This window comes from Variovorax sp. LjRoot290 (genome assembly GCF_964253985.1).
Lineage (GTDB): Bacteria > Pseudomonadota > Gammaproteobacteria > Burkholderiales > Burkholderiaceae_C > Variovorax.
In genome coordinates this window covers 5,302,161-5,323,191 of sequence record NZ_CAXURW020000001.1, presented here as the reverse complement: position 1 = coordinate 5,323,191, position 21,031 = coordinate 5,302,161, and the positions used below count along the sequence as shown (strand labels likewise).

General features: G+C 67.9%; 20 protein-coding genes. 10 read left to right on the top strand and 10 right to left on the bottom strand.

Translation table 11 applies throughout. The annotated features are described in order from the left end of the window. Positions 1-96: 96 nt before the first annotated feature. Positions 97-1,956 carry an ATP-binding protein gene (locus tag ACSQ9A_RS26280; protein ID WP_436305843.1) on the bottom strand — a complete coding sequence of 620 codons (1,860 nt, stop codon included), beginning with the start codon at positions 1,954-1,956 and terminating at the stop codon, positions 97-99. Further along, positions 1,956-2,615: a response regulator gene (locus tag ACSQ9A_RS26275; RefSeq protein ID WP_436305842.1), complete on the bottom strand. Its 660-nt coding sequence runs from the start codon at positions 2,613-2,615 to the stop codon at positions 1,956-1,958. Before ACSQ9A_RS26275 ends, ACSQ9A_RS26280 begins: the two co-directional genes overlap by 1 nt. A gap of 105 nt (positions 2,616-2,720) precedes the next feature. Between ACSQ9A_RS26275 and ACSQ9A_RS26270 the strand changes: the two genes are divergently transcribed. Then, positions 2,721-3,953, top strand: a complete 1,233-nt coding sequence (locus ACSQ9A_RS26270; RefSeq protein ID WP_436305841.1) for a THUMP domain-containing class I SAM-dependent RNA methyltransferase — start codon at positions 2,721-2,723, stop codon at positions 3,951-3,953. A 13-nt stretch (positions 3,954-3,966) separates the two neighbouring features. Here the strand turns inward: ACSQ9A_RS26270 and ACSQ9A_RS26265 are convergent, their stop codons facing one another. Both ACSQ9A_RS26265 and ACSQ9A_RS26260 read right to left on the bottom strand, forming a co-directional pair. Continuing rightward, positions 3,967-4,917 (bottom strand): alpha/beta fold hydrolase, encoded by a 951-nt coding sequence (locus tag ACSQ9A_RS26265; protein ID WP_436305840.1) that lies wholly within the window; start codon positions 4,915-4,917, stop codon positions 3,967-3,969. Between the two features lie 11 nt (positions 4,918-4,928). Next, on the bottom strand, positions 4,929-5,126 hold the full coding sequence (locus ACSQ9A_RS26260) for a hypothetical protein (protein WP_093110004.1): 198 nt from the start codon (positions 5,124-5,126) through the stop codon (positions 4,929-4,931). Positions 5,127-5,418: 292 nt separating this feature from the next. Between ACSQ9A_RS26260 and ACSQ9A_RS26255 the strand changes: the two genes are divergently transcribed. Continuing rightward, entirely contained in the window at positions 5,419-5,706 is a 288-nt protein-coding gene (locus ACSQ9A_RS26255; protein ID WP_436305839.1) for a hypothetical protein, read from the top strand. Here the strand turns inward: ACSQ9A_RS26255 and ACSQ9A_RS26250 are convergent. Both ACSQ9A_RS26250 and ACSQ9A_RS26245 read right to left on the bottom strand, forming a co-directional pair. Further along, on the bottom strand, positions 5,703-6,029 hold the full coding sequence (locus ACSQ9A_RS26250) for a hypothetical protein (protein ID WP_436305838.1): 327 nt from the start codon (positions 6,027-6,029) through the stop codon (positions 5,703-5,705). The genes ACSQ9A_RS26255 and ACSQ9A_RS26250 overlap by 4 nt on opposite strands. Positions 6,030-6,119: 90 nt before the next feature. Further along, positions 6,120-6,548: a CBS domain-containing protein gene (locus ACSQ9A_RS26245; protein ID WP_093110007.1), complete on the bottom strand. Its 429-nt coding sequence runs from the start codon at positions 6,546-6,548 to the stop codon at positions 6,120-6,122. A gap of 186 nt (positions 6,549-6,734) precedes the next feature. Here ACSQ9A_RS26245 and ACSQ9A_RS26240 point away from each other — a divergent pair, with 186 nt between their 5' ends. The 6 genes from ACSQ9A_RS26240 (at position 6,735) to ACSQ9A_RS26215 (ending at position 17,167) form a co-directional block, all read left to right on the top strand. Continuing rightward, positions 6,735-7,145, top strand: coding sequence for a hypothetical protein (locus tag ACSQ9A_RS26240; RefSeq protein WP_436305837.1), 411 nt, complete (start codon positions 6,735-6,737; stop codon positions 7,143-7,145). 11 nt (positions 7,146-7,156) lie between these two features. Then, positions 7,157-8,050 carry a C1 family peptidase gene (locus tag ACSQ9A_RS26235; protein WP_436305836.1) on the top strand — a complete coding sequence of 298 codons (894 nt, stop codon included), beginning with the start codon at positions 7,157-7,159 and terminating at the stop codon, positions 8,048-8,050. Between the two features lie 40 nt (positions 8,051-8,090). After that, complete coding sequence (locus tag ACSQ9A_RS26230; RefSeq protein ID WP_093110009.1) at positions 8,091-8,492, top strand: PIN domain-containing protein; 402 nt, start codon at positions 8,091-8,093, stop codon at positions 8,490-8,492. Positions 8,493-8,710: 218 nt separating this feature from the next. Next, positions 8,711-14,062 (top strand): beta strand repeat-containing protein, encoded by a 5,352-nt coding sequence (locus tag ACSQ9A_RS26225; RefSeq protein ID WP_436305835.1) that lies wholly within the window; start codon positions 8,711-8,713, stop codon positions 14,060-14,062. Between the two features lie 58 nt (positions 14,063-14,120). Continuing rightward, on the top strand, positions 14,121-15,833 hold the full coding sequence (locus ACSQ9A_RS26220) for a type I secretion system permease/ATPase (RefSeq protein WP_436305834.1): 1,713 nt from the start codon (positions 14,121-14,123) through the stop codon (positions 15,831-15,833). Continuing rightward, complete coding sequence (locus ACSQ9A_RS26215; protein ID WP_436305833.1) at positions 15,830-17,167, top strand: HlyD family type I secretion periplasmic adaptor subunit; 1,338 nt, start codon at positions 15,830-15,832, stop codon at positions 17,165-17,167. The genes ACSQ9A_RS26220 and ACSQ9A_RS26215 overlap by 4 nt, the downstream gene beginning before the upstream one ends. Before the next feature lie 25 nt (positions 17,168-17,192). Here ACSQ9A_RS26215 and ACSQ9A_RS26210 read toward each other — a convergent pair whose 3' ends face one another. After that, a complete protein-coding gene (locus tag ACSQ9A_RS26210; protein WP_436305832.1) occupies positions 17,193-18,110 on the bottom strand; it encodes a hypothetical protein in 918 nt (305 codons plus the stop codon). Continuing rightward, positions 18,107-18,229 carry a hypothetical protein gene (locus ACSQ9A_RS26205; RefSeq protein WP_280142664.1) on the bottom strand — a complete coding sequence of 41 codons (123 nt, stop codon included), beginning with the start codon at positions 18,227-18,229 and terminating at the stop codon, positions 18,107-18,109. The genes ACSQ9A_RS26210 and ACSQ9A_RS26205 overlap by 4 nt, the downstream gene beginning before the upstream one ends. Before the next feature lie 22 nt (positions 18,230-18,251). Between ACSQ9A_RS26205 and ACSQ9A_RS26200 the strand changes: the two genes are divergently transcribed. Together ACSQ9A_RS26200 and ACSQ9A_RS26195 are read left to right on the top strand one after the other, a co-directional pair. Further along, positions 18,252-19,037 (top strand): UPF0149 family protein, encoded by a 786-nt coding sequence (locus ACSQ9A_RS26200; protein WP_436305831.1) that lies wholly within the window; start codon positions 18,252-18,254, stop codon positions 19,035-19,037. Positions 19,038-19,062: 25 nt separating this feature from the next. Beyond that, positions 19,063-20,247: an MFS transporter gene (locus tag ACSQ9A_RS26195; protein WP_436306368.1), complete on the top strand. Its 1,185-nt coding sequence runs from the start codon at positions 19,063-19,065 to the stop codon at positions 20,245-20,247. On the opposite strand, the gene ACSQ9A_RS26190 is transcribed toward ACSQ9A_RS26195, so the two are convergent. Next, positions 20,237-20,545 (bottom strand): GNAT family N-acetyltransferase, encoded by a 309-nt coding sequence (locus tag ACSQ9A_RS26190; protein ID WP_093110016.1) that lies wholly within the window; start codon positions 20,543-20,545, stop codon positions 20,237-20,239. The genes ACSQ9A_RS26195 and ACSQ9A_RS26190 overlap by 11 nt on opposite strands. Beyond that, entirely contained in the window at positions 20,542-21,027 is a 486-nt protein-coding gene (locus tag ACSQ9A_RS26185) for a nuclear transport factor 2 family protein (RefSeq protein WP_093110017.1), read from the bottom strand. Before ACSQ9A_RS26185 ends, ACSQ9A_RS26190 begins: the two co-directional genes overlap by 4 nt. Between the last annotated feature and the right edge of the window lie 4 nt (positions 21,028-21,031).

Here is a 21,031-nt window from a genome sequence, read left to right as displayed (position 1 = left end):
GGCGTGTGCATGCAATCTAGGCAGGAAGCCGTGCGCGGAAAATGCCGCCTTCGCGTTCGGGATCCCGCGTTCGCGGGAGGGGCCGCGCGACAGCGCTCAGGCGACCGGCGCCGTCATCGGCAGGCGCAGCACGACGCAGGTGCCGGTCGGGCCCGAGCGCACTTCGAGCGCACCGCCGAGCCGCTGGGCCCGCGAGCGCATGTTGCCGAGGCCGTGGCCCTGGCGCCGGGGTTCGCCGACCAGGCCATGGCCGTCGTCTTCGACTTCCATTTCGAGCATGTCGCCGAGCTGGCGCAGTCGCACCTCGACCCGCGTGGCCCGCGCATGCTTGAGCACATTGGTCAGCGCCTCCTGCGCCACGCGCAGCAGCTGCAGCGCGGCGTGCGGCGCCAGGGGCATCGCATCGTCGGGCAGGTCGATGTCCCAGCGCGGGCGTACGCCGGCCGCGATCAGCTGCGCCTCCCAGCGGAACATGAAGTTGCCGAGCGCGGCGCCGAGGTTGTGCTCGTCGGAGGCCAGCGCATCGAGCGCGAGCCGCATGTCGGCGATGCAGCTGCGCAGCGCGGTGGCGATCTGGCCGTCGTCCATGTCGCCGCGCTCCACACGCGACAGCGAGGTGAAGAGCTGCGAGCCCAGGCCGTCGTGCAGGTCGCGCATGATCAGCTGGCGCTCCTCCGATGCGGCATGCTCGCGCTCCAGTGCGGCCAGCCGCTCGTAGTTGGCCGCCAGCGCTCGCTCGCGGTCGGCGACGCGCGTTTCCAGCGTGCGGTTCAGGTCCTCCAGCGAGCTCAGCGTGCGCAGGAAGCGCGCCGTCAGAAGGGCGGCCATCGCCAGCAGCAGCATGTTCGAGCCGAAGTGCAGCACGTGGATGCGATGCCCGACCCATTCCGGCAGGAAGCGCCCGAGCAGGCGCGGGTCCCAGGTGATCAGGTAGTCGTGCACGCCCACCAGCACCGCAAAGGCCATCACGGCGGAGAGCGCGGCCGAGGTCAGGGTGCCGCGGCGGCGCGCATAACCGATCGAGGTCGCGATGATCAGCAGGCCGACCCCCATCATGCCGCCCAGCCAGTAGCGCGCCACGAACGGCTCCGCCGCGATGCCGCCGAGCGCGAAGCTGAGCGGGCCCAGCAGCCAGTAAGCCACCAGGCCGCGCTCCAGTCCGGGCCGATGGACGCCGGCATAGCGCAGCGTGAACACCGCCATCACGATCACGAAGCCGCCCGTGGCGCTGTTGTAGATCACGCGCCACCACTGCCATTGGGCCATGGGCATCGCATCGATCAGGAAGGTCATGGTGCGGGTGGCCCACAGCGCGGCCGCCAGGCCGAAGAGCCCATAGAGCACCTCGCTGCGGCGGCGCCACCAGATGAACACCACGAAGCCGGCGACCAGCACGGAGACGAGCACCGTGAGCTCGGGCACGGTGCGGGTCCAGAACAGGCGCCGGTCGTGCAGCGGCTGGAGCTCGGCCTGCGGCCCGACGGCGACGCGCGGGAAGCGCAGCGGGTAGCCTTTGGGGGCCGCGACGCGGATCGCCAGCTCGTTGCGGCCGGGGCGCAGCAGCGGTGCCGGAAACACCGTCATCTGCGGCCGGTAGGTGCGCGCGTAGACCTGCTCGGTGTTCTCGGGCACGCTCGCGACCAGGGTGCCGTTGAGCCAAAGGTCGCCGCCGTCGTAGAAGTAGGGCACGTAGGCGGCCCACTGCGCCTGCCGGGCCGGATCGTCGGGATAGTCGAAGCCGACGCGGTACCAGGCGGGCGCCTTTGCGCGGTCCGGGCGCGAATACCCGGCGTCGTCGGGCAGCGTCACCGTTTCCCACGCCGCGTCGGCCGGCGGCGGGGTTCTAGTGACGAGCGGCGCCGCGAACACCGAGGCCTGGCGCGGCTCCTGCAATGCCGCATGGGCGATGCCCGCGATGCAGGCCGCCATCAGCACGGCGACCGCGAGCCGGTGCATCACAGCAATCCCATCTGGCTCGCTTCGTAGACCGCTTCGCCGCGCGAGTGGACGGCGAGCTTGCGGTAGATCTTCTTCACGTGCGCGACCACGGTGTGCGGCGAGATGTCGATCAGCTCCCCGATGGTGTCGAAGCTCAGGCCCTTGGCCGTGAGGCGCAGGATCTCGGTCTCGCGTTCGGTCAGGGGCGAGGGCGCCTCGGACGTGGGCGGCTGCGTCGCGGGCGCCGGCTGGGCGCTGACGCGGAAGCGCGCCAGCACGCGACGCGCGATGCTCGGGCTGATGGGCGAGCCGCCGGCGCGCACTTCGTGGATGCTGGCGGCGATCCGGTCCGCCCCGGCGTCCTTGAGCAGGTAGCCGGTGGCGCCGGCCTCGATCGAGGACAGCACGTGCTGGTCGTCGCCGAACATCGTGACCACCAGCACGTCGCACTGCGGACGATGGCGGGCCGCGTGGCGGATCACCTCGACGCCGTCGATGTCGGGCAGCCCGAGATCGACCAGCATGACGTCGGGCGCTTGCGCGTCCAGCATCGCCAGCGCCGCGCGCCCGGTGGCCACCGCAGCGATGAGCTGCAGGCCGGGGTCCGCCAGCACCGCGTCCGAAAAACGGCGCATGAACTCCGGTTCGTCTTCGACAATCAGCACGCTGGTGGTCATGTGAGCCCTTCGCGACGCGGTCCGGCGATTTTCGCACCGGGGACTTGCATGGCGATAGCGCAAACGCGGTAGGGCCACATGGGATACTGGCCTTCGAATCCCGCCATGAACGACCTCTCCCTTTTCCTGCCCTGCGCCGCCGGCGTCGAAGACTTTCTCGCGCAAGAGGTGCATGCGCTGACCGGCCGCGTCGGCCAGGACCTGCTGACCCTGCGCGGCGGTGTGCGCGTACGTGCCGACTGGCGCGAAGCCATGAAGCTCAACCTGCACAGCCGCCTCGCGCAGCGCGTGCTGATCGAACTGGCCCACGCGCCGTACCGCAACGAGAACGACCTCTACGCCATCGCGAGCGGCGTGGCCTGGGAGATCTGGTTCACGCCCAAACAGACCTTCAAGATCGAGACCACGGCGCAGCACAGCCCGCTCACCAGCCTCAACTTCGCCACGCTGCGTATCAAGGACGCGATCGCCGACCGCTTCCGCGCCAAGGCGAACGGCGTGCGCCCCAGCATCGAGACCCAGTGGCCCGACGCGCGCGTGTTCGCGCACCTGGCCACCGACCAGTGCACGCTCTACATCGACACCTCGGGCGAGCCGCTCTTCAAGCGCGGCTGGCGGCAGGACAAGGGCGATGCGCCGCTGAAGGAAACCCTGGCCGCCGCCATGCTGGCCGCCAGCGGCTGGTGGAACCCGGAAACCGGCGAAGTCGCCGGGGAGCCGCTCTACGACCCCTGCTGCGGCAGCGGCACGATCGCGATCGAGGCGGCGCAGATCGCGCGCGGCATCGCCGCCGGGTCGCTCAGGCGCTTCGGCTTCGAGAAGCTGTTGCCCTTCCAGGTCCACGTGTGGTCGGGGCTCAAGGCCGAGGCGCAGCGTGCCGCGGCACCTGGGGTCGCGATCTTCGGCTCGGACGTGTCGCACCGCATGGTCGACTTCGCCGAGCGCAATGCCGAGCGCGCCGGCGTGGCCGAAGCGGTGCAGTTCAGGGGCGGCGACGCGCTGCAGCGCATGCCACCGGCCGAGTCGGGCGTGATCGTGCTGAATCCGCCCTACGGCGAGCGCATCGAGGTCGGCGGCGTCGCGGCGGCAGGCGGCGGCAAGGGCGGCGGCCGCGAAGAGGCGCAGACCGAAGACGGCGGCGAGTTCTTCGTGCAGCTCGCCAGCCACTGGAAGAAGAACTACGCCGGCTGGACCGCCTGGGTGCTGACGCCCGACCTCCAGCTGCCCAAGCGCATGCGCCTGAAGGAATCGCGCCGCGTGCCGATGTGGAACGGGCCGATCGAGTGCCGGCTGTTCCGCTTCGACATGGTGGCGGGTTCGGCGCGCAACCGGGTCTGAGGGCGCCCTTCGATCAGGGAGGGTCGGGGTGCAGCAGCGGCCCGGCCGGATGGTTCGAAACCGGCACCGAGAAGAAGCGGGTCAAGGCTTCGGCTGTGGGCCCTGGCGCTTCCTCCGGGAAGAAATGGCCGGCATCGATGGCGTGGCCCTGCACGTCCCCGGCCCATGCACGCCAGAGCGCGAGCGGCCCGCCCGCTTCGGGATACCAGGTGTCGAGCGCTCCCTGCGCGCCCCAGAGCGCGAGCACGGGGCAGTCCATGCGCCGCCTGCCGGCGACGTCGGCCTGGTCGTGCGTGCGATCGAGGCCCGCGGCCGCGCGGTATTCCTCGCAGATGGCATGGACGCGCTCGGGATCCTGCAGCATCTCCAGATAGGCCGAGCGCACCGCCGGCGGGAACACCTCCGCGGGAGAGCCCCACCCGCCGAGCGCGGCGTCGAGGATGGCCTCGGGTGCCGCGGCCAGCAGACGCTCCGGCAGCGGCTCGGGCTGGGCCAACAGCGACCAGGGCCAGTAGCCGAGCGCGAAGCGGGCATCGGCGCGGGCCCACACCGTCTCCGTCGGCAGGATGTCGAGGACGGCAAGCCGGTCGATGCGGGTCGGATGGTCGAGTGCCATGCGATAGGCGACACGGCCGCCGCGGTCATGTCCGGCGACCGAGAAGTGCGGGTACCCCAGCCGCTCCATGACGATCGCCATGTCGCGCGCCATGGCGCGCTTCGAGTACGGCGCGTGGTCGGGCGCGGAGGCCGGGCAGCCGCTTCGCCCATAGCCGCGAAGATCGGCGCAGACGACGGTGAAGTTGCGGGCCAGCAACGGCGCCACGCTGCGCCACATCAGGTGTGTCTGCGGAAAACCGTGCAACAGCAGGATCGGCGGGCCGGAGCCGGACCAGCGCGCAAAGATATGGGTTTCGCCCGTCTGGATCTCGGCGGTCTCGAAGTCGTCAATCGCGGCGGGGCCCATGGGGACAGGCCCTAGCGCCCCTGGCTCAACCGGCTGAGGCCCTGGTCGGTCAGGAAAATGGTGCCCCGCTGGTCCGAGGCGACGAAGCCGTTGGACCGCAGGCGGCTGGAAACCTTGATCGAATCGGTGGGGGATCGCTTGGCAGCGGCCTCGCGGAGCGCCTGAAGCGTTCTCCACTGTTCGTCATTGAGCTGGATTTTCTTTGTCACGGCAACTTCCTTCCATCCCGGCAGTGTGGCAAGGCAGACGTTCTCGCACCTCCTCCAAAGGTGCTCTTGTCAGAAGACCCGTTTCGGACTAGGAGCCGCCGCCGATTGAACTGCGAATGCGGCCTCGTGCCAAGAGGGCTTGCCGCATCAGGCCTGGGCCAAGCCGGTTTTCTTGGCCGGCGCCGGACCCATGCTCCGGTTCGACATGACGGTTGTGTGACATCCGCGCGCCCGGCGACCCTGAGCCCGGCAGCGTTATGGCAGCGTCACACGGCTTTTTGAGAATCCGCGGATGGCGCGTCAACTTCTTTCCATCGCCCTTACCGTCGACCAGCACGACGATGGCGATTTCTATTGGATGCTCCTCGAGTCCTTCGACAACTCGATGGAGTTCGAGTCCTTCGACAACTCGATGGAGTTCGAGTCCCTCATGGAATCCGCGAGCGGGTTCGAAACCTATATCGAAGCGCTCGACGCGGGCTACCTCATGCTCAAGCGGCTCTCGGACGATCTGGCCATCGGGCCCCAGGACGAGTTCGACGATCCCGGCGACCCCGCAAATAGCGTTAACAGGCCCTAGCGCAAGAGCGCCGGCGTCGCTGCAGGGTCAGCGTCCTCCCGCGCCCGCTCGGCGCCTGCCTGGCGCGCCACATGCCACCAGAGCAGCATCCGCTCGAAACTGCCTTCGAAGCCTCGGTCGCGCAGCGCGTCGGCCACCAGCGAGCAATGCGCCGCGGTGCCGCGGTCCAGCACTTCGTTCGACGATGTCTCGGCGCACCGGAGGTAGACGTACTTGAGCTGCTGGATCGATGCGGCTGCAATGAAGCTCGGCGCATCGGCGTGGACGACATGCGCGTTGAATGCCAGCGCGAACGCCAGCACCTGGATCGGCAGAATCTTCATGAAGGGCCCCTTCTTCGCGGACCTTCCGCGCAGAAGAATCGTCCCGCGCACGGGGGCGTCCTTCAATCCCGCGAATGCGTAACGGGGCGCTCAGCTCTGGATGTAGGTGCGCAGCTGCTCGATGGTCTGTTCATGGTCGGCGATGATGTCGTCCATCAGGTCGCGGATCGAGATCATGCCGACCACCCTGTCGCCATCGACCACCGGCAAGTGGCGGATACGCTTCTGGCTCATCAGCGTCATGCACTCGCGCGTGCGGGTGGCGGGCGTCACGGTCAGCACGTCGGGCGTCATGAGCTCGGCGACCAGCACCTCTTTGGAGTTCCGGCCCTGCAGCGCCACCTTGCGCGTGTAGTCGCGTTCGGAGATCACGCCGACCAGCTTGTCGTGCGACATCACCATGAGCGCGCCGACCTCGTGACGGGCCAGCGCCTCCAGCGCGTCGAACATCGTGGCGCCCGGTTCGATGCGCCAGACAGCCGAGTCGCGACGCTTGAGCAGTTCGGAGACAGGTTTCATGGAAGGCCCTCCAGGAGAAACGTTTGCGTGCAACCCACGCAAGGGCCGCGCCAGCGCAAATCATAGGCGGCGCGCGCAACAGTCCCAAGGCTAAGCCGAAGGTCTACCCATTTCGTGAGATGGACACCCGCATCCGCGCGCATCACCATGCGACGCGCGGCTGCCACTGCCGCCCGAGGAGCTGCGATGCACATCCTGATGAGCAAGGGAAGCGTTGGCGACGATGTGGAGCGGCTGCGCCGCACACTCGCGAATGCGCTGGGCGGCGACGCGGAGCTCTTCCCTTCGCTGAAGAAGGCGAACACGCCGATCCTGGGCTTGGACCGCATCCACGACGAGGCCTACTCCGGCTGGGACGGCTCCTCCGACACGGGCGAAGCGCTCGCGCTCTGGCTCCAGGCCGCCAGGCTCGACAGCCGCACCAGGCGGGTCAAGGACGAGCGCGTCCAGGTCGCGAAGGATGCGGCGGGCCGGCCCGTGCTGCAAGCTGCGGCACATGGCGGCTTCGACAACGACATCGACGTCGTCACGCGCACCCTCAAGCGCATCACGGGCGCCGAGCTCGCGCTGCCGGTGGACGATCTGCGGGGCTTCTGAGCGCTCGACGCATGGCCACCTCCAAGCCGACACCCCCGGAAGCCAAGGACGCGCCTGCATACTCGAGTGCGGCACTGGAATGGGCCAGGCTTCTGCTGCCAGTGCTCGTTTCCTGGCCGCTGGTCGTGCTGGTCGTTGCCTATCTTTTCCATGACACGCTGGGCGGGCTCATCACCCGCTTCGCGCAGTCCACCGAGGGCAAGGCCGAACTGGGGCCGTTCAAGATGGAACTCGGCAAGCCGGTACTGCCGCCGCAATACCGGCCGCAAACCGCCGATCCGCGGCAGGACGAGATCGATCTTTCGTCCGTCATCGGCAAGATCGGCGACACGGGCCCCGAAGGCACGACCGTCGGCTTCTCGGTGGCCTATGCCATCCAGGCGGCGGCCAGCGAGGCCGGCAAGGAGGTGGTCGTCTCGCCGCGCGGCATCTATGTGCTGTCGAAGAAATACGACGAGTGGCCCGGCGAGAACTATGAAGGCTCGTCCTTGCTCGGTGCCGTGAAGGCCGCCAAGGAGGAGGGGGTCTACCTCGAGAAGGACTGGCCTTACGATCAGAAAACAGTGCCCGTCGGCAAGAAGCCTGCCTTCAAGCTCAAGAGCTATGCGCAGGCAAAGTCCATCACGGCCATCCTGAACGCGCTGCGCGAGAAGAAGGTCGTCGCGCTGACCGTGCAGGTGACGGAGGACTTCGATCACGTGTCCAAAGAAGGTCGGGTAACCATCAAGCTGCCGCTGCGCGACCTTGGGAGAAAGACGATCACCATCGTCGGCTATGACGCGAAGACCGCGGAGTTCAAGTTCGCCAACGACTGGGGAACGGGATGGGGATCGGGCGGCTTCGGCTGGATCAAGGACACCGACCTGGCCCGCATACTGGACGACGGCTATACGGTCGAACTCTAGTGACTGACGACAGAATGGAAGAAGAAACAGCAGCGAGCACATGAGTATCGTGATCGACACCAACATCGCCCTCGACCTGCTGGTCTTCGACGACCCCGCCTGCCTGCCGCTCGCCGCGGCCCTCGATGCCGGCGAGCTGCGCTGGCTCGCCACCGCGGCGATGCGCGACGAGTTCGCGCGCGTGCTCGGCTATCGCCTGATCGCCGCGCGCCTGGCGCAGAACGGCCGCGATGCCGAAAGCGTGCTGGCGGCCTTCGACCGCCGGGTGGGGCCGGTGAGCGAGGCGCCGGCGCGCGCGCCCTGCACCTGCAGCGACCCCGACGACCAGATCTTCATCGACCTTGCGGTGGCGCATCGCGCGCGGCTCCTGAGCAAGGACCGGGCGGTGCTCGCGATGCGCAGGCGGCTGGCGGCGCTGGGTGTTGCAGTCTCCGGGATCTAGGGCAGGCCCACTACCCGCTCGACGCGCGCAGCGCGGCGGCCGGCGACGAAGCGGCTCCGACATGACGGCGTTGCCAGGGCAAAAGTACTACTTTCATCTAAACCGTTCCGGTACTTGTCGACGAGGAAGAGAGGACATCCGTCCCATGCGCTTGAGAGCGATGACCTTGATGATGGTCTTCATATCGCCGGCATTCCCGGTGCTCTTCAAGGAAAAACATGGCGACCATGACCGGCTCCAACGGAGACGACAGCCTCACAGGCACCGTCGGCAACGACACCATCAACAGCGGCAACGGCGATGACAGCGTCGATGGCGGTAGCGGGAATGATTCGCTGAATGGCGGAGCGGGAAGCGACACACTCGACGGCGGCAGCGGCAGCGACCAGCTCAACGGGGGCTCGGGGAGCGACACACTGATCTACAACGTGAGCGAAAACCTCGCGACGGGCACGAAGGACGTGTACACGGGCGGGTCGGGTGTCGATACGCTTGAACTCCAACTCACCAGCGCGCAGTGGCTGGAGTCTTCCATCCAGACACAAATTGCCGCCTACCTGGCGCATCTCTCCGCTGTCACCAACGCCAGGACGGGTGAGGTTTCCAATGGCTCGGCCAGCGATTTCGTCTTTAGCTTCGGGTCGTCCACGCTGACGGTCCAGATGACGGAAGTCTTGAGAATCCTCGTGGACGGCATCGAACAGAATCCGGCCAACGAAGCGGTGACGGCGCTGAGCGAGGTCAAGACGACGACCGAAGATGGCCCGGGGGTGCAGATCCATGTCCTGCAGAACGATCTGGTTCCCGACCTGGTCAAGACCTTGGCGCTCGCCTCGGCTCCGACTCACGGAACGGCGACCCTTGTTCAGCCGGCCATGGACAGTCCATCGACGTGGTATTTCCAGTACCAGCCCAACCTGGCTGATTTCCAGTACCTGGCCGCGGGCGAGAGCGCGACCGACACCTTCACGTACGAGGTGAAGGACGCCGACGGAAGCAGCGGTCTGGCGACGGTGACCATCACCATCGCCGGCACCAACGACGTGCCGGTGATTGGCGGGGTAGTCAGCGGCGCCGTAAGCGAGGACGACTCGACGCCGAATCTGAGCACCAGCGGCGTGTTGGCGATTGCCGATGTCGATCAAGGACAGTCCAACTTCACGCCTCAGGCAAGCACGGCTGGCAGCAACGGCTACGGCAGCTTCAGCTTGCTGGCTGATGGCAGCTGGAGCTACACCGCCGACAACAGCCAAGCAGCGATCCAACAGTTGGGCGCGGGCCAGTCGATCAGCGACAGCTTCACGGCGACGTCGTCCGACGGCACGGCCAGCCAAGTCGTGACGGTGACCATCAACGGAACCAACGACGTGCCGGTGATCGGTGGGGTAGTCAGCGGCGCCGTAAGCGAGGACGACTCGACACCGAACCTGAGCACCAGCGGCGTGCTGACCATTGGCGATGTCGATCAGGGACAGTCCAGCTTTGCGGTCCAAGCGAGCGTGGTCGGCAGCAACGGCTACGGCAGCTTCACGCTGGCGGCCGATGGCAACTGGAGCTACATGGCCAGCAACGGCCAAAGCGCAATTCAGCAACTGGGTGCTGATCAATCGATCAGCGACAGTTTCATCGCAGTCTCGTCCGATGGCACGGCGAGCCAGGTGGTGACCGTGACCATCACCGGCACCAACGACGTGCCGGTGATCGGTGGCGGCGCAAGCGGCGCGGTGAGCGAGGACGACTCGACGCCCCATCTGAGTACCAGCGGTGCGCTGACGATTGCCGATGTCGATCAAGGACAGTCCAGCTTCACGCCTCAGGCAAGCACCGTCGGCAGCAACGGCCACGGCAGCTTCAGCTTGCTGGCCGACGGCAGCTGGAGCTACACGGCTGACAACAGCCAAGCAGCGATCCAGCAGCTGGGCGCGGGCCAGTCGATCAGCGACAGCTTCACGGCCATGTCGTCCGACGGCACGGCCAGCCAAGTGGTGACTGTGACCATCGTCGGCACCAACGACGTGCCGGTGATCGGCGGCGTGGCCAGCGCTGCGGTGAGTGAGGACAACTCAACGCCCAACCTGGGCACCAGCGGCGTGCTGACCATTGCCGATGTCGACCAGAGCCAGTCCAGCTTCGAGGCCCAGGCCGGCACCGCCGGCAGCAACGGCTATGGCAGCTTCAGCTTGCTGGCTGATGGCAGCTGGAGCTACACGGCTGACAACAGCCAAGCAGCGATCCAGCAGCTGGGCGCGGGGCAGTCGATCAGCGACAGCTTCATCGCCGTGTCGTCCGACGGCACCGCCAGCCAGGTAGTGACGGTGACCATTAATGGCACCAACGACGTGCCGGTCATCGGTGGCGTCGCAAGCGGCGCGGTGAGCGAGGATGGCTCGACGCCGAACCTGAGCACCAGCGGCGTGCTGAGCATTGCCGATGTCGACCAAGGCCAGTCCAGCTTCACGGCTCAGGCCGGCACCGCCGGCAGCAACGGCTATGGCAGCTTCAGCTTGCTGGCCGACGGGAGCTGGAGCTATACGGCCAACAACAACCAAAGCGCCATTCAACAGTTGGGCGCCGGCGAGTCGATCAGCGACAGCTTCACGGCGACGTCGTCCGACGGCACGGCCAGCCGGCTGGTCACAGTGACCATCAACGGAACCAACGACGTGCCGGTGATCGGTGGGGTAGTCAGCGGCGCGGTGCAAGAAGATGTGGGCGTCATCGGCAGCAACCTTGCGGCCAGTGGTGCGCTGACGATTGCCGATGTCGACCAAGGTCAGTCCAACTTCACGCCTCAGGCAAGCACCGTTGGCAGCAACGGCTACGGCAGCTTCACGCTGGCGGCTGATGGCAGCTGGGGCTACACGGCCAGCAACAGCCAAAGCGCAATTCAGCAGTTGGGTGCTGGTCAATCGATCAGCGACAGCTTCACCGCAGTCTCCTCAGACGGTACAGCCAGCCAGCTCGTGACCGTGACCATCACCGGTACCAACGACGTGCCGGTCATCGGTGGCGGCGCAAGCGGCGCGGTGAGCGAGGACGACTCGACGCCCAATCTGAGCACCGGCGGCACGCTCACCATCGCTGATGTCGATGCAGGCCAATCCAACTTCGCGCCCCAAGCCGGCACCGCCGGCAGCAACGGCTACGGCAGCTTCAGCTTGCTGGCCGACGGGAGCTGGAGCTACACAGCCAACAATAGCCAAAGCGCGATCCAGCAGCTGGGCGCCGGCCAGTCGATCAGCGACAGCTTCACTGCCGTGTCGTTCGACGGCACGGCCAGCCAGGTGGTGACTGTGACCATCGCCGGCACCAACGACGTGCCGGTGATCGGCGGCGTGGCCAGCGCTGCGGTGAGCGAGGACAACTCAACGCCCAACCTGAGCACCAGCGGCGTGCTGACCATTGCCGATGTCGACCAAGGCCAGTCCAGCTTCACGGCTCAGGCCGGTACCGCCGGCAGCAACGGCTACGGCACCTTCACGCTGGCGGCCGACGGCGACTGGAGCTACACGGCCAGCAACAACCAAAGCGCCATTCAACAGTTGGGCGCCGGCCAGTCGATCAGCGACAGCTTCACGGCGACGTCGTCCGACGGCACGGCCAGCCGGCTGGTCACAGTGACCATCAACGGCACCAACGATGCGCCGGTCCTGAGTGCTGCCGCGACACCGGTCCTGGCATCGGTCACCGAGGATGCGGGCACGCCGGCTGGAGCCGTCGGCACGCTCGTGTCCAGCCTGGTGAATCTCAACCCGCCGGCTGGCGGCCTCGACAACGTGACCGATGCGGACAACGGCGCCATCACCGGCATTGCGCTGACAGGCGTGAATAGCGCCAATGGGACTTGGTGGTACTCCACCAATGGCGGGACCGACTGGACGGCGGTCGGTGCAGTTTCGGACACCTCCGCGCTGCTGCTGGCTGCCGACACGAACACACGCGTCTACTTTCAGGGCGATTCCAACTTCAACGGCACCGTCAGCGACGGCATCACCTTCCGCGCCTGGGATCAAACCAGCGGTACGGCGGGCACTATGGTCACCACTGCGACCAATGGAGGCAGCTCCGCATTCTCGAGCACCACCGACACGGCCAGCATCAGTGTGGCGGCCGTCAACGACAACCCGATTCCGGCCAGCGATGTTCTCTACGTGTCGAACAGCACCACCGTGACGCTGCCGACCAGCATGCTGCTGGCCAACGACACGGACATCGACGGCGCCGCGCTCAGCGTGATCGCGATCAGCGTCGTCACGGGAACATTGGCCACCCCGGTCACCATCCATCCCAACGGGACCTTCTCGTTCACGACGGGGGCGACCGGTGGCACCGTCGCCAGTCCGACCGTCGTCACGCTCAGCTACACGCTCGGCGATGGCGCCAGTGGAACTGCGACCGGCTCCATCACGCTGAACGTGCTGGACACGACCTCGGGTGGGAATATTGTCAACCTCACAGGTGTCGCGAGCTACCAAGGCTCCTATATCGACGGCAAGGCGGGCGGTGATACCTTGAGCGACGGTGCGTTCCAGTCAGTTCTCGTCGGCAGCAGTGGCAACGATCAGTTGAACGGCAACGCGGGCTCGGACCTGCTGATCGGCGGCGACAACAACGACAACCTCAGCGGCGGCGCCGGGAATGACGTGCTGCGCGGGGGAGGGAACAATGACGATATCGACGGCGGGGCCGGTACGGAGGATCTGATCGACTTCTCCGACGCGACCGGTGGCACCGGCATCACCTTCACGCTGACGCAGTCCAGCGGGAACACGATCTTCAACACACCCGCATCGACGAACCTCGGAACCGATACCTACCGCAATATCGAAGGGGTGATCGGCACGGCCAACGCAGACACCCTGACCGGCAGCGCCTCGAACGACATCGTGCGCGGCGGCGCCGGCAGCGACACGCTCGACGGCGCCGGCGGCGCAGGAGACCTGCTCGACTTCTCGGACGGCACGGCCGGCCTCACGTTCACGCTGACGCAAGGCGGCAGCGCGACGAGCTTCGATGCCAGCGCCGCCGGGCTCGGTTCCGACACCTACAAGAATTTCGAGGGCGTCATCGGCACGGCCTTCGCCGACACGATCACCGGCTCGGCGTCGGCCGACCAGTTGCGCGGCGGCGGCGGCAACGATGCGATCGACGGCCTCGGCGGCGACGACCGGATCGTCGGCGGGACGGGTGCGGACACGCTCACCGGCGGCGCCGACAACGACACCTTCGTCTTCGACTCGGCGCCGAACGCCGTGGACGACATCACCGATTTCGACGCCTCGGGGTCGGCGGCGAGCGGTGACCTGATCGAGCTGTCGCTCGGAACCTTCACGGCCCTCTCGACCGCGAGCGGCAGCACGCTATCGGCGACCGAGTTCGCATCCTTGGACGGCGGCGGTGCCGGAGACGCAGTGGGCTCGGGCGTGCACGTGATCTACGACAGCGCGACCGGCAACCTGTACTACGACGCGGACGGCCTCAGCGCCGCCAATCGCACGCTGGTGGCGACGCTGACGCAGAGCGATCCGGCGGACACGTTCGACCACAACGACATCAAGGTCGGCGCGTGACTTCCTGCCGCCCGCCCGCCAACGCGGGTGGGCGAATCCTGAGGAACCCGTCAAACCCATGAAGCCTCTTTTCCAGCTTCTCAGGCGACCGCTCCTTTTCGTCGCGGGCTTCTCCTTCTTCGTCAATCTGCTGCTGCTCGCCCCCGCGCTGTTCATGCTGCAGGTATTCGACCGCGTGCTGACGAGCCAAAGCCAGGAAACGCTGCTGGTCCTGTTGCTCGGCGTGGCCGTGGCTCTCGGCCTGATGCTGATGCTGGACTACCTGCGCAGCCGCCTGCAGGGCGTCGCCGGCCATCTGGTCGCCGAGCAGTTGTCCCCGACCGTGGCCAAGGTCATGCTGGCCCGCTCGGCGCGGCGCGCGGAGCGGGCGCCGTCAGAAGGGCTGCGCGACGTCGCGGCACTGCGCAACCTGTTTTCCGCCCAGGGCTTGCTGGCGCTGTTCGACACGCCCTGGGCATTCGTCTACGTCGCCGTCATCTGGCTGGCGCATCCGGTGCTGGGCATGGCGGCCGCCGGTGCGTCGCTGCTGATGCTCGTCCTTGCCGTGGTGAACGACCGTGCGACGCGCCGCGACATCGAAGCGCTGCAAAAGGAAGCTGCGAGGGCCACGCGCTACCTCGAAGCCTCGATGCAGAACGCCGAGCTGGCGCAGTCGCTCGGGATGGGCGACGCGCTGATCGGGCGCTGGCGACAACTCAACGCTGGCGTCACCGCGCTGCAGGGCCCGACCGCGCGCAAGTCGGTGGCGATGGCGGCACTCACGCGGACCACGCGCCAGGCGGTCCAGGTGCTGCTGCAGGCACTCGGCGCCTACCTCGTCATCACGGGCGAAGGCACGCCCGGCATCCTCGTGGCCTGCACCATCCTGCTGGGCCGGGCGCTGGCGCCGGTCGAACAGGTGGTGGGGAGCTGGCGGGTGCTGGCCGAGGGACGTCTCGCCTTCGCGCGCCTGTCGGAGCTGCTGGGCGCCGCCGAGCGCCAGCCGGAACGCATGACGCTGCCGGCCCCGACCGGCCGCCTGGATGCGCGGGGCCTGGTGTTCCGGCCGCCACAGAGCGAGCGGATGATTCTTGCCGGCGTGTCGCTGAGCCTGGAGCCCGGCGAGTCGCTGGCCATCACGGGCGCAAGCGGCGCCGGCAAGTCGACCCTGGTGCGCCTGTTGACGGGCCTGTGGAAGCCCAACGCCGGCGTCGTGCGGCTGGACCACGTCGACCTCGCGCAATGGCCGCGCGAGGAACTCGGCCCCTGGCTCGGCTACGTGCCTCAGGACGTCGAGCTGTTCGCCGGCACCGTTGCCGACAACATCGCGCGGCTGGGCGAAGTCGACCCGGACAAGGTCGTGCACGCAGCCGAGCGTGCCGGCGTGCATGAGCTGATCCTGACACTGCCCGAGGGCTACGACACCGTGATCGACGCCATGGGCGTGATGCTGTCGCCGGGCCAGCGCCAGCGCATTGCACTGGCACGCGCCCTGTATGGAAACCCGAAACTGCTGGTGCTGGACGAACCCAATTCCAACCTGGACGGGGCCGGCGAACTCGCGCTCGGTGAGGCGCTGAAGGCGCTGCGCGGGCAGGTCACGGTGATCGTCGTCACGCACCGCAGCACGCTGGTGCAGCACATGGACAAGCTGCTGGTGCTGGAAGCCGGTCGTGTGCAGCAGTATGGACCCGTGGCGGAGGTCATGCAGACGATCAAGCGAGCGGGCCAGAACATTGGCGGTGGCCAGGTGGTGGCGATGCCGCCGCGCCCTGCGGAGAAGGTGTCATGAACAACGCGGCGCATGCCATCGCGGCCAATGATCCCCTGGCGCTTCATGTGCGCGACGCGCGTCGCCTGACGCACTGGGGCATGGCCGTGCTTGTCTGCGGACTGCTGCCGGCAGCCGCCTGGATGAGCTTCGCGCCGCTGTCGTCCGCCGTGGTGGCGCAGGCGTACGTGAAGGTGGACCTGAACCGGCGCCCGGTGCAGCATGCCGAAGGGGGCATCGTGCGCGAAGTACTGGTGCGCGATGGCCAGCGCGTGCGGCAGGGAGAGCCGTTGCTGGTGCTGGGCGACGTGTCGGTGGATGCCGACAGGAACCGGCTGGACCATCGCGTCAAGACCGAGCGCGCGAGCCTGGCGCGACTCGACGCCGAGCAGACCATGGCGCGCGCGATCACCTTCCCGCCGGACGTGATCGAGACCGCGGCAAACGATCCGCGCCTGGCCGAGCAGCTGGCGAAAGAACGCTCGCTGTTCGATGCGCGGCGCGATGCGCTCGTGGGACAGGTGCGCTTGCTGCGTTCGCAGCGCGAAAAGGTCGCTGAAGAAATCGTCGCGCTGCGCGCGCAGATCGCGCAGGCGAGCGAGTCGATGAAATTCCAGAAGAACGATCTCGAGACCAACCGGAAGCTGCTCAAGGACGGCTTCATCTCGGCCACCCGCATCGCCCAGCTGGAAGGCACCGTGGCCGACTACGGCGTGAAGATCGAGGAACGGCGCGCGGAGCTGGCGCGCGCCGAGCAGCGCACGGTCGATGCCGATCTGCGCATCCGCTCGCTCGAGAGCGACTACCGCCAGCATGCGAGCGACCAGCTGAAGGTCACGGCGGCGCGGCTGTCCGAGATCGAGCAGGAGCGGCGCAAGTCGCTCGATGCGTCGGCGCGCCAGGTGATCACGGCCCCGGCCAGCGGCGAAATCATCGACCTGAAGTATTCGACGCCCGGTTCGGTGATCCCGCCGCGCGAGACGATTGCTGACGTTGTACCGGACGACACCCGGCTGGTGACCGATGCGCGCGTTCGCACCGAGGACATTGGCCGGATCCATCGTGGCCAGGCAGCCGACATCCGTTTCACCGCATTCACGTACCGCACCACGCAGCTGGTGCGTGGCAAGGTGGTCTACGTTTCGGCCGACCGCCTGATCGATCGCGCGACCAATGCCCCTTACTACTCGGTGCTGGTCGAGGCCGACCCGGCTTCATTGGCGACGGCAGGGGACCTGAAACTGCTGGCCGGCATGCCGGCCGAGATCTACGTCAAGGGAGACGAGCGCACGCCACTTCAATACCTGGTGGAGCCGGTCACGCAGGTGCTGCGCCGCGCCGTGCGGGAGCGTTGATGAAGAATAGCCGGCTGCCGGCGGCTTAGTTCGCCGTCGGCGGTGCGGGCCGCTCGTGGCCGTACCAGCGCGCCAGCAGCCGCGCCACCGCGCGCGAACGCTGCGTGTCCCGGCCCCAGCGCCGGCCGGCCGGCAGATGCCGCAGCCAGCGCATGCGGCGTGCCGCCAGGGCCAGCCGCTCGCGCACCTCGTCGCTTTCATCTGCCATCGCCGCGTGCCAGCGCGCACCGGCCGCCTGCGGCGAAGCCGCGCGCACCAGCATGGCGGTGGAATGCAGGTAGCTGAGCCAGTCGCGTACCTGGCATTCGGCCAGCGGCAAGGTCTCGCCCGGATCGTCCTCGAAATCGATGTAGCCGATGACGCCGTCCGGGCATTGCACGAGGTTGCGATCGAAGGCCTGGCTCAGGTAGGCGCCGTGCGCATGGACGGTGGCGATGGCGGCCAGGCCTTCGCGCCAGACCGAGAGCAGTGCGACCGGGCCCGCAGCCGCGGCCTGGTCGAGCCGTTCCTGCAGCACCACCGGCGGCCGGCCGCTCTCGCCGAGGTCGGAGATCAGCAGGCCGTCGGGCTGCTGGGCCAGCACCGCCGGCACGCGCAGGCCCGCCGCGCCCAGCACGCGCAGGCGCCGCGCCTCGGTGGCGATGGCCGCCTCGCCGCCCGGATTGGGCACCGGCGTCAGCACGTCCAGCCGCAGCAGGCCGGCGACCGCCGCCATCAGGTGGTAGCCCAGCTTGCCGTGGGGCGGGCCGGCCTTCTTGAGCCAGACGCGCTCGCTGCCGAGACGATGGCTGGCCACCGCCTTCTGCTGCTGCGGCAGCATGGTGCGCAGGAATTCCGCGTAATCGCCGGGTTCCAGCGGCGGCGTGCTCGCCTCCAGCGGCGCCGGCGCCGAAGCCTGGCCCTTGCGCGTCTGCACGCGCGTACCTCGTTTGACAGGGTTCATGAGGCTGGCAGGCTGGCGATCAGGCCGAGCGCGCACAGCGCAAAGGCGCTGTAACGCGTCGGAAACGACGGAATCGTCGGTGTTGAAATGGTGAGTCCCCCAAAGCCTTGCTGCATCATAGAGGGCTGCAGCCGCAACGCCATGACGACCATCGACTCCCCGACGCCCGCCTCCTCGCCCGACAACGCACCCCTTCGCCCCGACGATTTCGACGCCCTCGACCAGGCGCTCGACGCCATGCGCGAGCACGACGACGAGATTCCGCAATGGGAGTTCTGCGAGGGCTTCATGGCCGCGCTGGTGTGCACGCGCCGGCCCATCGAGCCGGCCGAATACTGGCCGGTTCTGCTGGGCGAGGGCTTCGTGCCGGCGCAGCACATGGAATTCGTCTGGCGCTGGAAGCGGCGCTGGCGCGAGATCGAAACCGGGCTCGACGCCGACGTGCAGTCGCTCGACGACGAACGCACCTGGCAGCCTGAAGTGCTGGACACGCGCGGCGCGATCGCGTCGCTGCCCGAGGAGGAGCGCGCCGGGATGGAGGGCGAGGCCATCCCGTCCTTTGCGCAGGTCTGGGCGCTCGGCTTCATGTTCGCGGTCGAGAACTGGCCCGAGGACTGGGCGCCGCCGCGCGACAAGGAGGCGGCGCAGATGCTCGACGAGGCGCTCGACACCATCGTCACCCTGACCGAGGACGACCGCGCGAAACCCGAGGTTTCGATGTACAGCGAAGACGGCCCGCCGAGCGTGAGCCAGCAGCGCGTGGACGATTTCGGTGCCGCGATCTGGGCCGTGTACGACCTGCGCCAGCTCTGGCGCAGCATGGGCCCGCGCGTGGAGACGATCCGCAAGGAAGCGACTCCTGGTCGGAACGACCCCTGCCCCTGCGGCAGCGGAAAAAAATACAAGAAATGTCACGGTGCCAGTTGAGCTGACCTCGCGCCGCGCCTGGGGCATGGTGCTGGCGCTGTGCACCGCCTTCGCCTTGAGCCAGGCCTACCGCACGGTGGGCGCGATCATGGCCGGGCAGCTGCAGGCGGATTTCAAGCTCTCGGCGCAGGCGCTGGGCGTTTTCTCGGGCTCTTTCCACTTTGCCTTCGGCGCGATGCAGCTCTTGATGGGCATCGGCATCGATCTGTACGGCGTGCGCCGCACGGTCTTGACGGCCTTTCCGCTCGCCATCGTCGGCGCGGTGGTGTCGGCGCTGTCCTCCGACTACCTCGTGCTGGTGGCCGGCCAGGTGCTGATCGGCGTCGGCTGCGCGCCGGCCTTCCTGGTGTGCACGGTGTTCATCGCGCGGCACTTTCCGGCCGCGCGCTTCGCCTCGGTTTCGGGGCTGGTGCTTGGCATCGGCGGCGTGGGCATGCTCGCGACCGGCACGCCGCTCGCGTGGCTGGTGCAGGCGCATTCGTGGCGCGCGGGCTTCGTCGTGCTCGGCGCGGCTTCGGTGCTGGCCTGGCTGGCGATCCTGCTGTGGGTGCGCGAGCCGGCACGCGAAGGCTCGCAGCCGAAGGAATCGGTGCCGGCGGCGCTGCGCCAGTTCGGCACGCTGTTCGCGATGCCGCACACGCTGGGCATCCTGCTGCTCGGCGCCGTGACCTATGCCGCCTTCATCTCGCTTCGCGGGCTGTGGCTCGGGCCGCTGCTGGTCGAGCGCCATGGCTACTCGCTGGTGCAGAGCGGCAACGTGGCGTTGATCGTTTCCGTCATTTCGCTCGTCGGTCCGCCGCTGTTCGGCCGGTTGGACCGCGACGGCCCGGCACGGCGCCGCCGGATCGTGGCGTGCAGCCTCGCGTATGCGGGCTTGTTCGCCGTCATCGCCTTCCTGAACGCGGCCTGGATCGACATCGCGGCCACCATGCTGATCGGCCTCATTTCCGGCTTCATCGTCTGGCAATACGCCGACGTGCGGGGCGCCTACCCAACGGCGCTCACCGGCCGCGCGATGGCGGTGTTCACGATGGCGATGTTCCTCGGCGTGGCGCTGATGCAGTGGCTCACCGGCGTGGCGGCCTCGGTGGCCGCGGCCTATGGCATCGAGACCTTCAAGGCGGTGCTGGCCACCATCGCGGTCCTGCTGGTGGCCGGGGCGGCGGCCTTCGCCTGGCTGCCGAAACCTGGCGCGGCGCTCAGATCTTGAAGGCGCGCTGAACGTCGGGCCGCACCAGCTCGGCGTACTCGCGGTGCTTTCGGATCCAGCCCGCGATGAACTGGCACACCGGGATCACCTGCTTGCCCTGGGCCCGCGCCTCGTCGAGCACGTGCCTGGCGATGGCCGAGCCCACGCCCTTGCCTTCGTGCTCGGGCATGACCTCGGTGTGGGTGAACATCACCGCTTCGCTGAGCAGGTTGTATTCGCAATAGCCGGCGAGCTGGCCGTCGATGTGGGCCTCGTAGCGGTGCCGCTCGGGTTGGTTGGTGATCGTGATGTCGGTCATGGATTGCGGGCCATGTAGGCGGCCAGGTTCTTCGCGGCGCCGGCGCGCACCTTGTTCTTGAGCATCGGCGTCCAGCCGAGCAGCAGGCCCGGCGTGCCGAGCGCCTGGCGCGACCAGGTCCAGAAATCGAAGCGGTCGCGCTGGGTGGCGATCAGGCCTTCGGGCGTGAAGGTGAAGCTGGAGTCGATCGAGTTGTCGACGATGCGGCCGGTGGTGCTGAAGCGGTAGTGCGCATCCCAGTGCGCGCTGCCGGTGGAGGCGTCGGCCTTCACGTCGCGCCAGCTGAGCTTCCAGACATCGGCGCCCTTGGCGCGCGTGGCCTCGCAGAGCATCTTCCACATGCCGCCGACCTCGCGCGCGCCCTTGAGCGAGAAGGCCTCGTCGTCGAAGCGCGCATCCGGCGCGTAGCAGGCGGCCATCGTCTCGGCATCGAGCTTCGCGAAGGCCTGGTAGAGGCGCTGGATGGTTTCTTCGTTGTGCATGGGC

What these genes read in the sequence shown, in the direction of transcription:
- ACSQ9A_RS26280 (WP_436305843.1), bottom strand. Translation starts at nt 1,956, where the DNA reads ATGCACCGGCTCGCGGTCGCCGTGCTGATGGCGGCCTGCATCGCGGGC.
- ACSQ9A_RS26275 (WP_436305842.1), bottom strand. Translation starts at nt 2,615, where the DNA reads ATGACCACCAGCGTGCTGATTGTCGAAGACGAACCGGAGTTCATGCGC.
- ACSQ9A_RS26270 (WP_436305841.1), top strand. Translation starts at nt 2,721, where the DNA reads ATGAACGACCTCTCCCTTTTCCTGCCCTGCGCCGCCGGCGTCGAAGAC.
- ACSQ9A_RS26265 (WP_436305840.1), bottom strand. Translation starts at nt 4,917, where the DNA reads ATGGGCCCCGCCGCGATTGACGACTTCGAGACCGCCGAGATCCAGACG.
- ACSQ9A_RS26255 (WP_436305839.1), top strand. Translation starts at nt 5,419, where the DNA reads ATGGCGCGTCAACTTCTTTCCATCGCCCTTACCGTCGACCAGCACGAC.
- ACSQ9A_RS26250 (WP_436305838.1), bottom strand. Translation starts at nt 6,029, where the DNA reads ATGAAGATTCTGCCGATCCAGGTGCTGGCGTTCGCGCTGGCATTCAAC.
- ACSQ9A_RS26245 (WP_093110007.1), bottom strand. Translation starts at nt 6,548, where the DNA reads ATGAAACCTGTCTCCGAACTGCTCAAGCGTCGCGACTCGGCTGTCTGG.
- ACSQ9A_RS26240 (WP_436305837.1), top strand. Translation starts at nt 6,735, where the DNA reads ATGCACATCCTGATGAGCAAGGGAAGCGTTGGCGACGATGTGGAGCGG.
- ACSQ9A_RS26235 (WP_436305836.1), top strand. Translation starts at nt 7,157, where the DNA reads ATGGCCACCTCCAAGCCGACACCCCCGGAAGCCAAGGACGCGCCTGCA.
- ACSQ9A_RS26230 (WP_093110009.1), top strand. Translation starts at nt 8,091, where the DNA reads ATGAGTATCGTGATCGACACCAACATCGCCCTCGACCTGCTGGTCTTC.
- ACSQ9A_RS26225 (WP_436305835.1), top strand. Translation starts at nt 8,711, where the DNA reads ATGGCGACCATGACCGGCTCCAACGGAGACGACAGCCTCACAGGCACC.
- ACSQ9A_RS26220 (WP_436305834.1), top strand. Translation starts at nt 14,121, where the DNA reads ATGAAGCCTCTTTTCCAGCTTCTCAGGCGACCGCTCCTTTTCGTCGCG.
- ACSQ9A_RS26215 (WP_436305833.1), top strand. Translation starts at nt 15,830, where the DNA reads ATGAACAACGCGGCGCATGCCATCGCGGCCAATGATCCCCTGGCGCTT.
- ACSQ9A_RS26210 (WP_436305832.1), bottom strand. Translation starts at nt 18,110, where the DNA reads ATGAACCCTGTCAAACGAGGTACGCGCGTGCAGACGCGCAAGGGCCAG.
- ACSQ9A_RS26205 (WP_280142664.1), bottom strand. Translation starts at nt 18,229, where the DNA reads ATGATGCAGCAAGGCTTTGGGGGACTCACCATTTCAACACCGACGATT.
- ACSQ9A_RS26200 (WP_436305831.1), top strand. Translation starts at nt 18,252, where the DNA reads ATGACGACCATCGACTCCCCGACGCCCGCCTCCTCGCCCGACAACGCA.
- ACSQ9A_RS26195 (WP_436306368.1), top strand. Translation starts at nt 19,063, where the DNA reads ATGGTGCTGGCGCTGTGCACCGCCTTCGCCTTGAGCCAGGCCTACCGC.
- ACSQ9A_RS26190 (WP_093110016.1), bottom strand. Translation starts at nt 20,545, where the DNA reads ATGACCGACATCACGATCACCAACCAACCCGAGCGGCACCGCTACGAG.
- ACSQ9A_RS26185 (WP_093110017.1), bottom strand. Translation starts at nt 21,027, where the DNA reads ATGCACAACGAAGAAACCATCCAGCGCCTCTACCAGGCCTTCGCGAAG.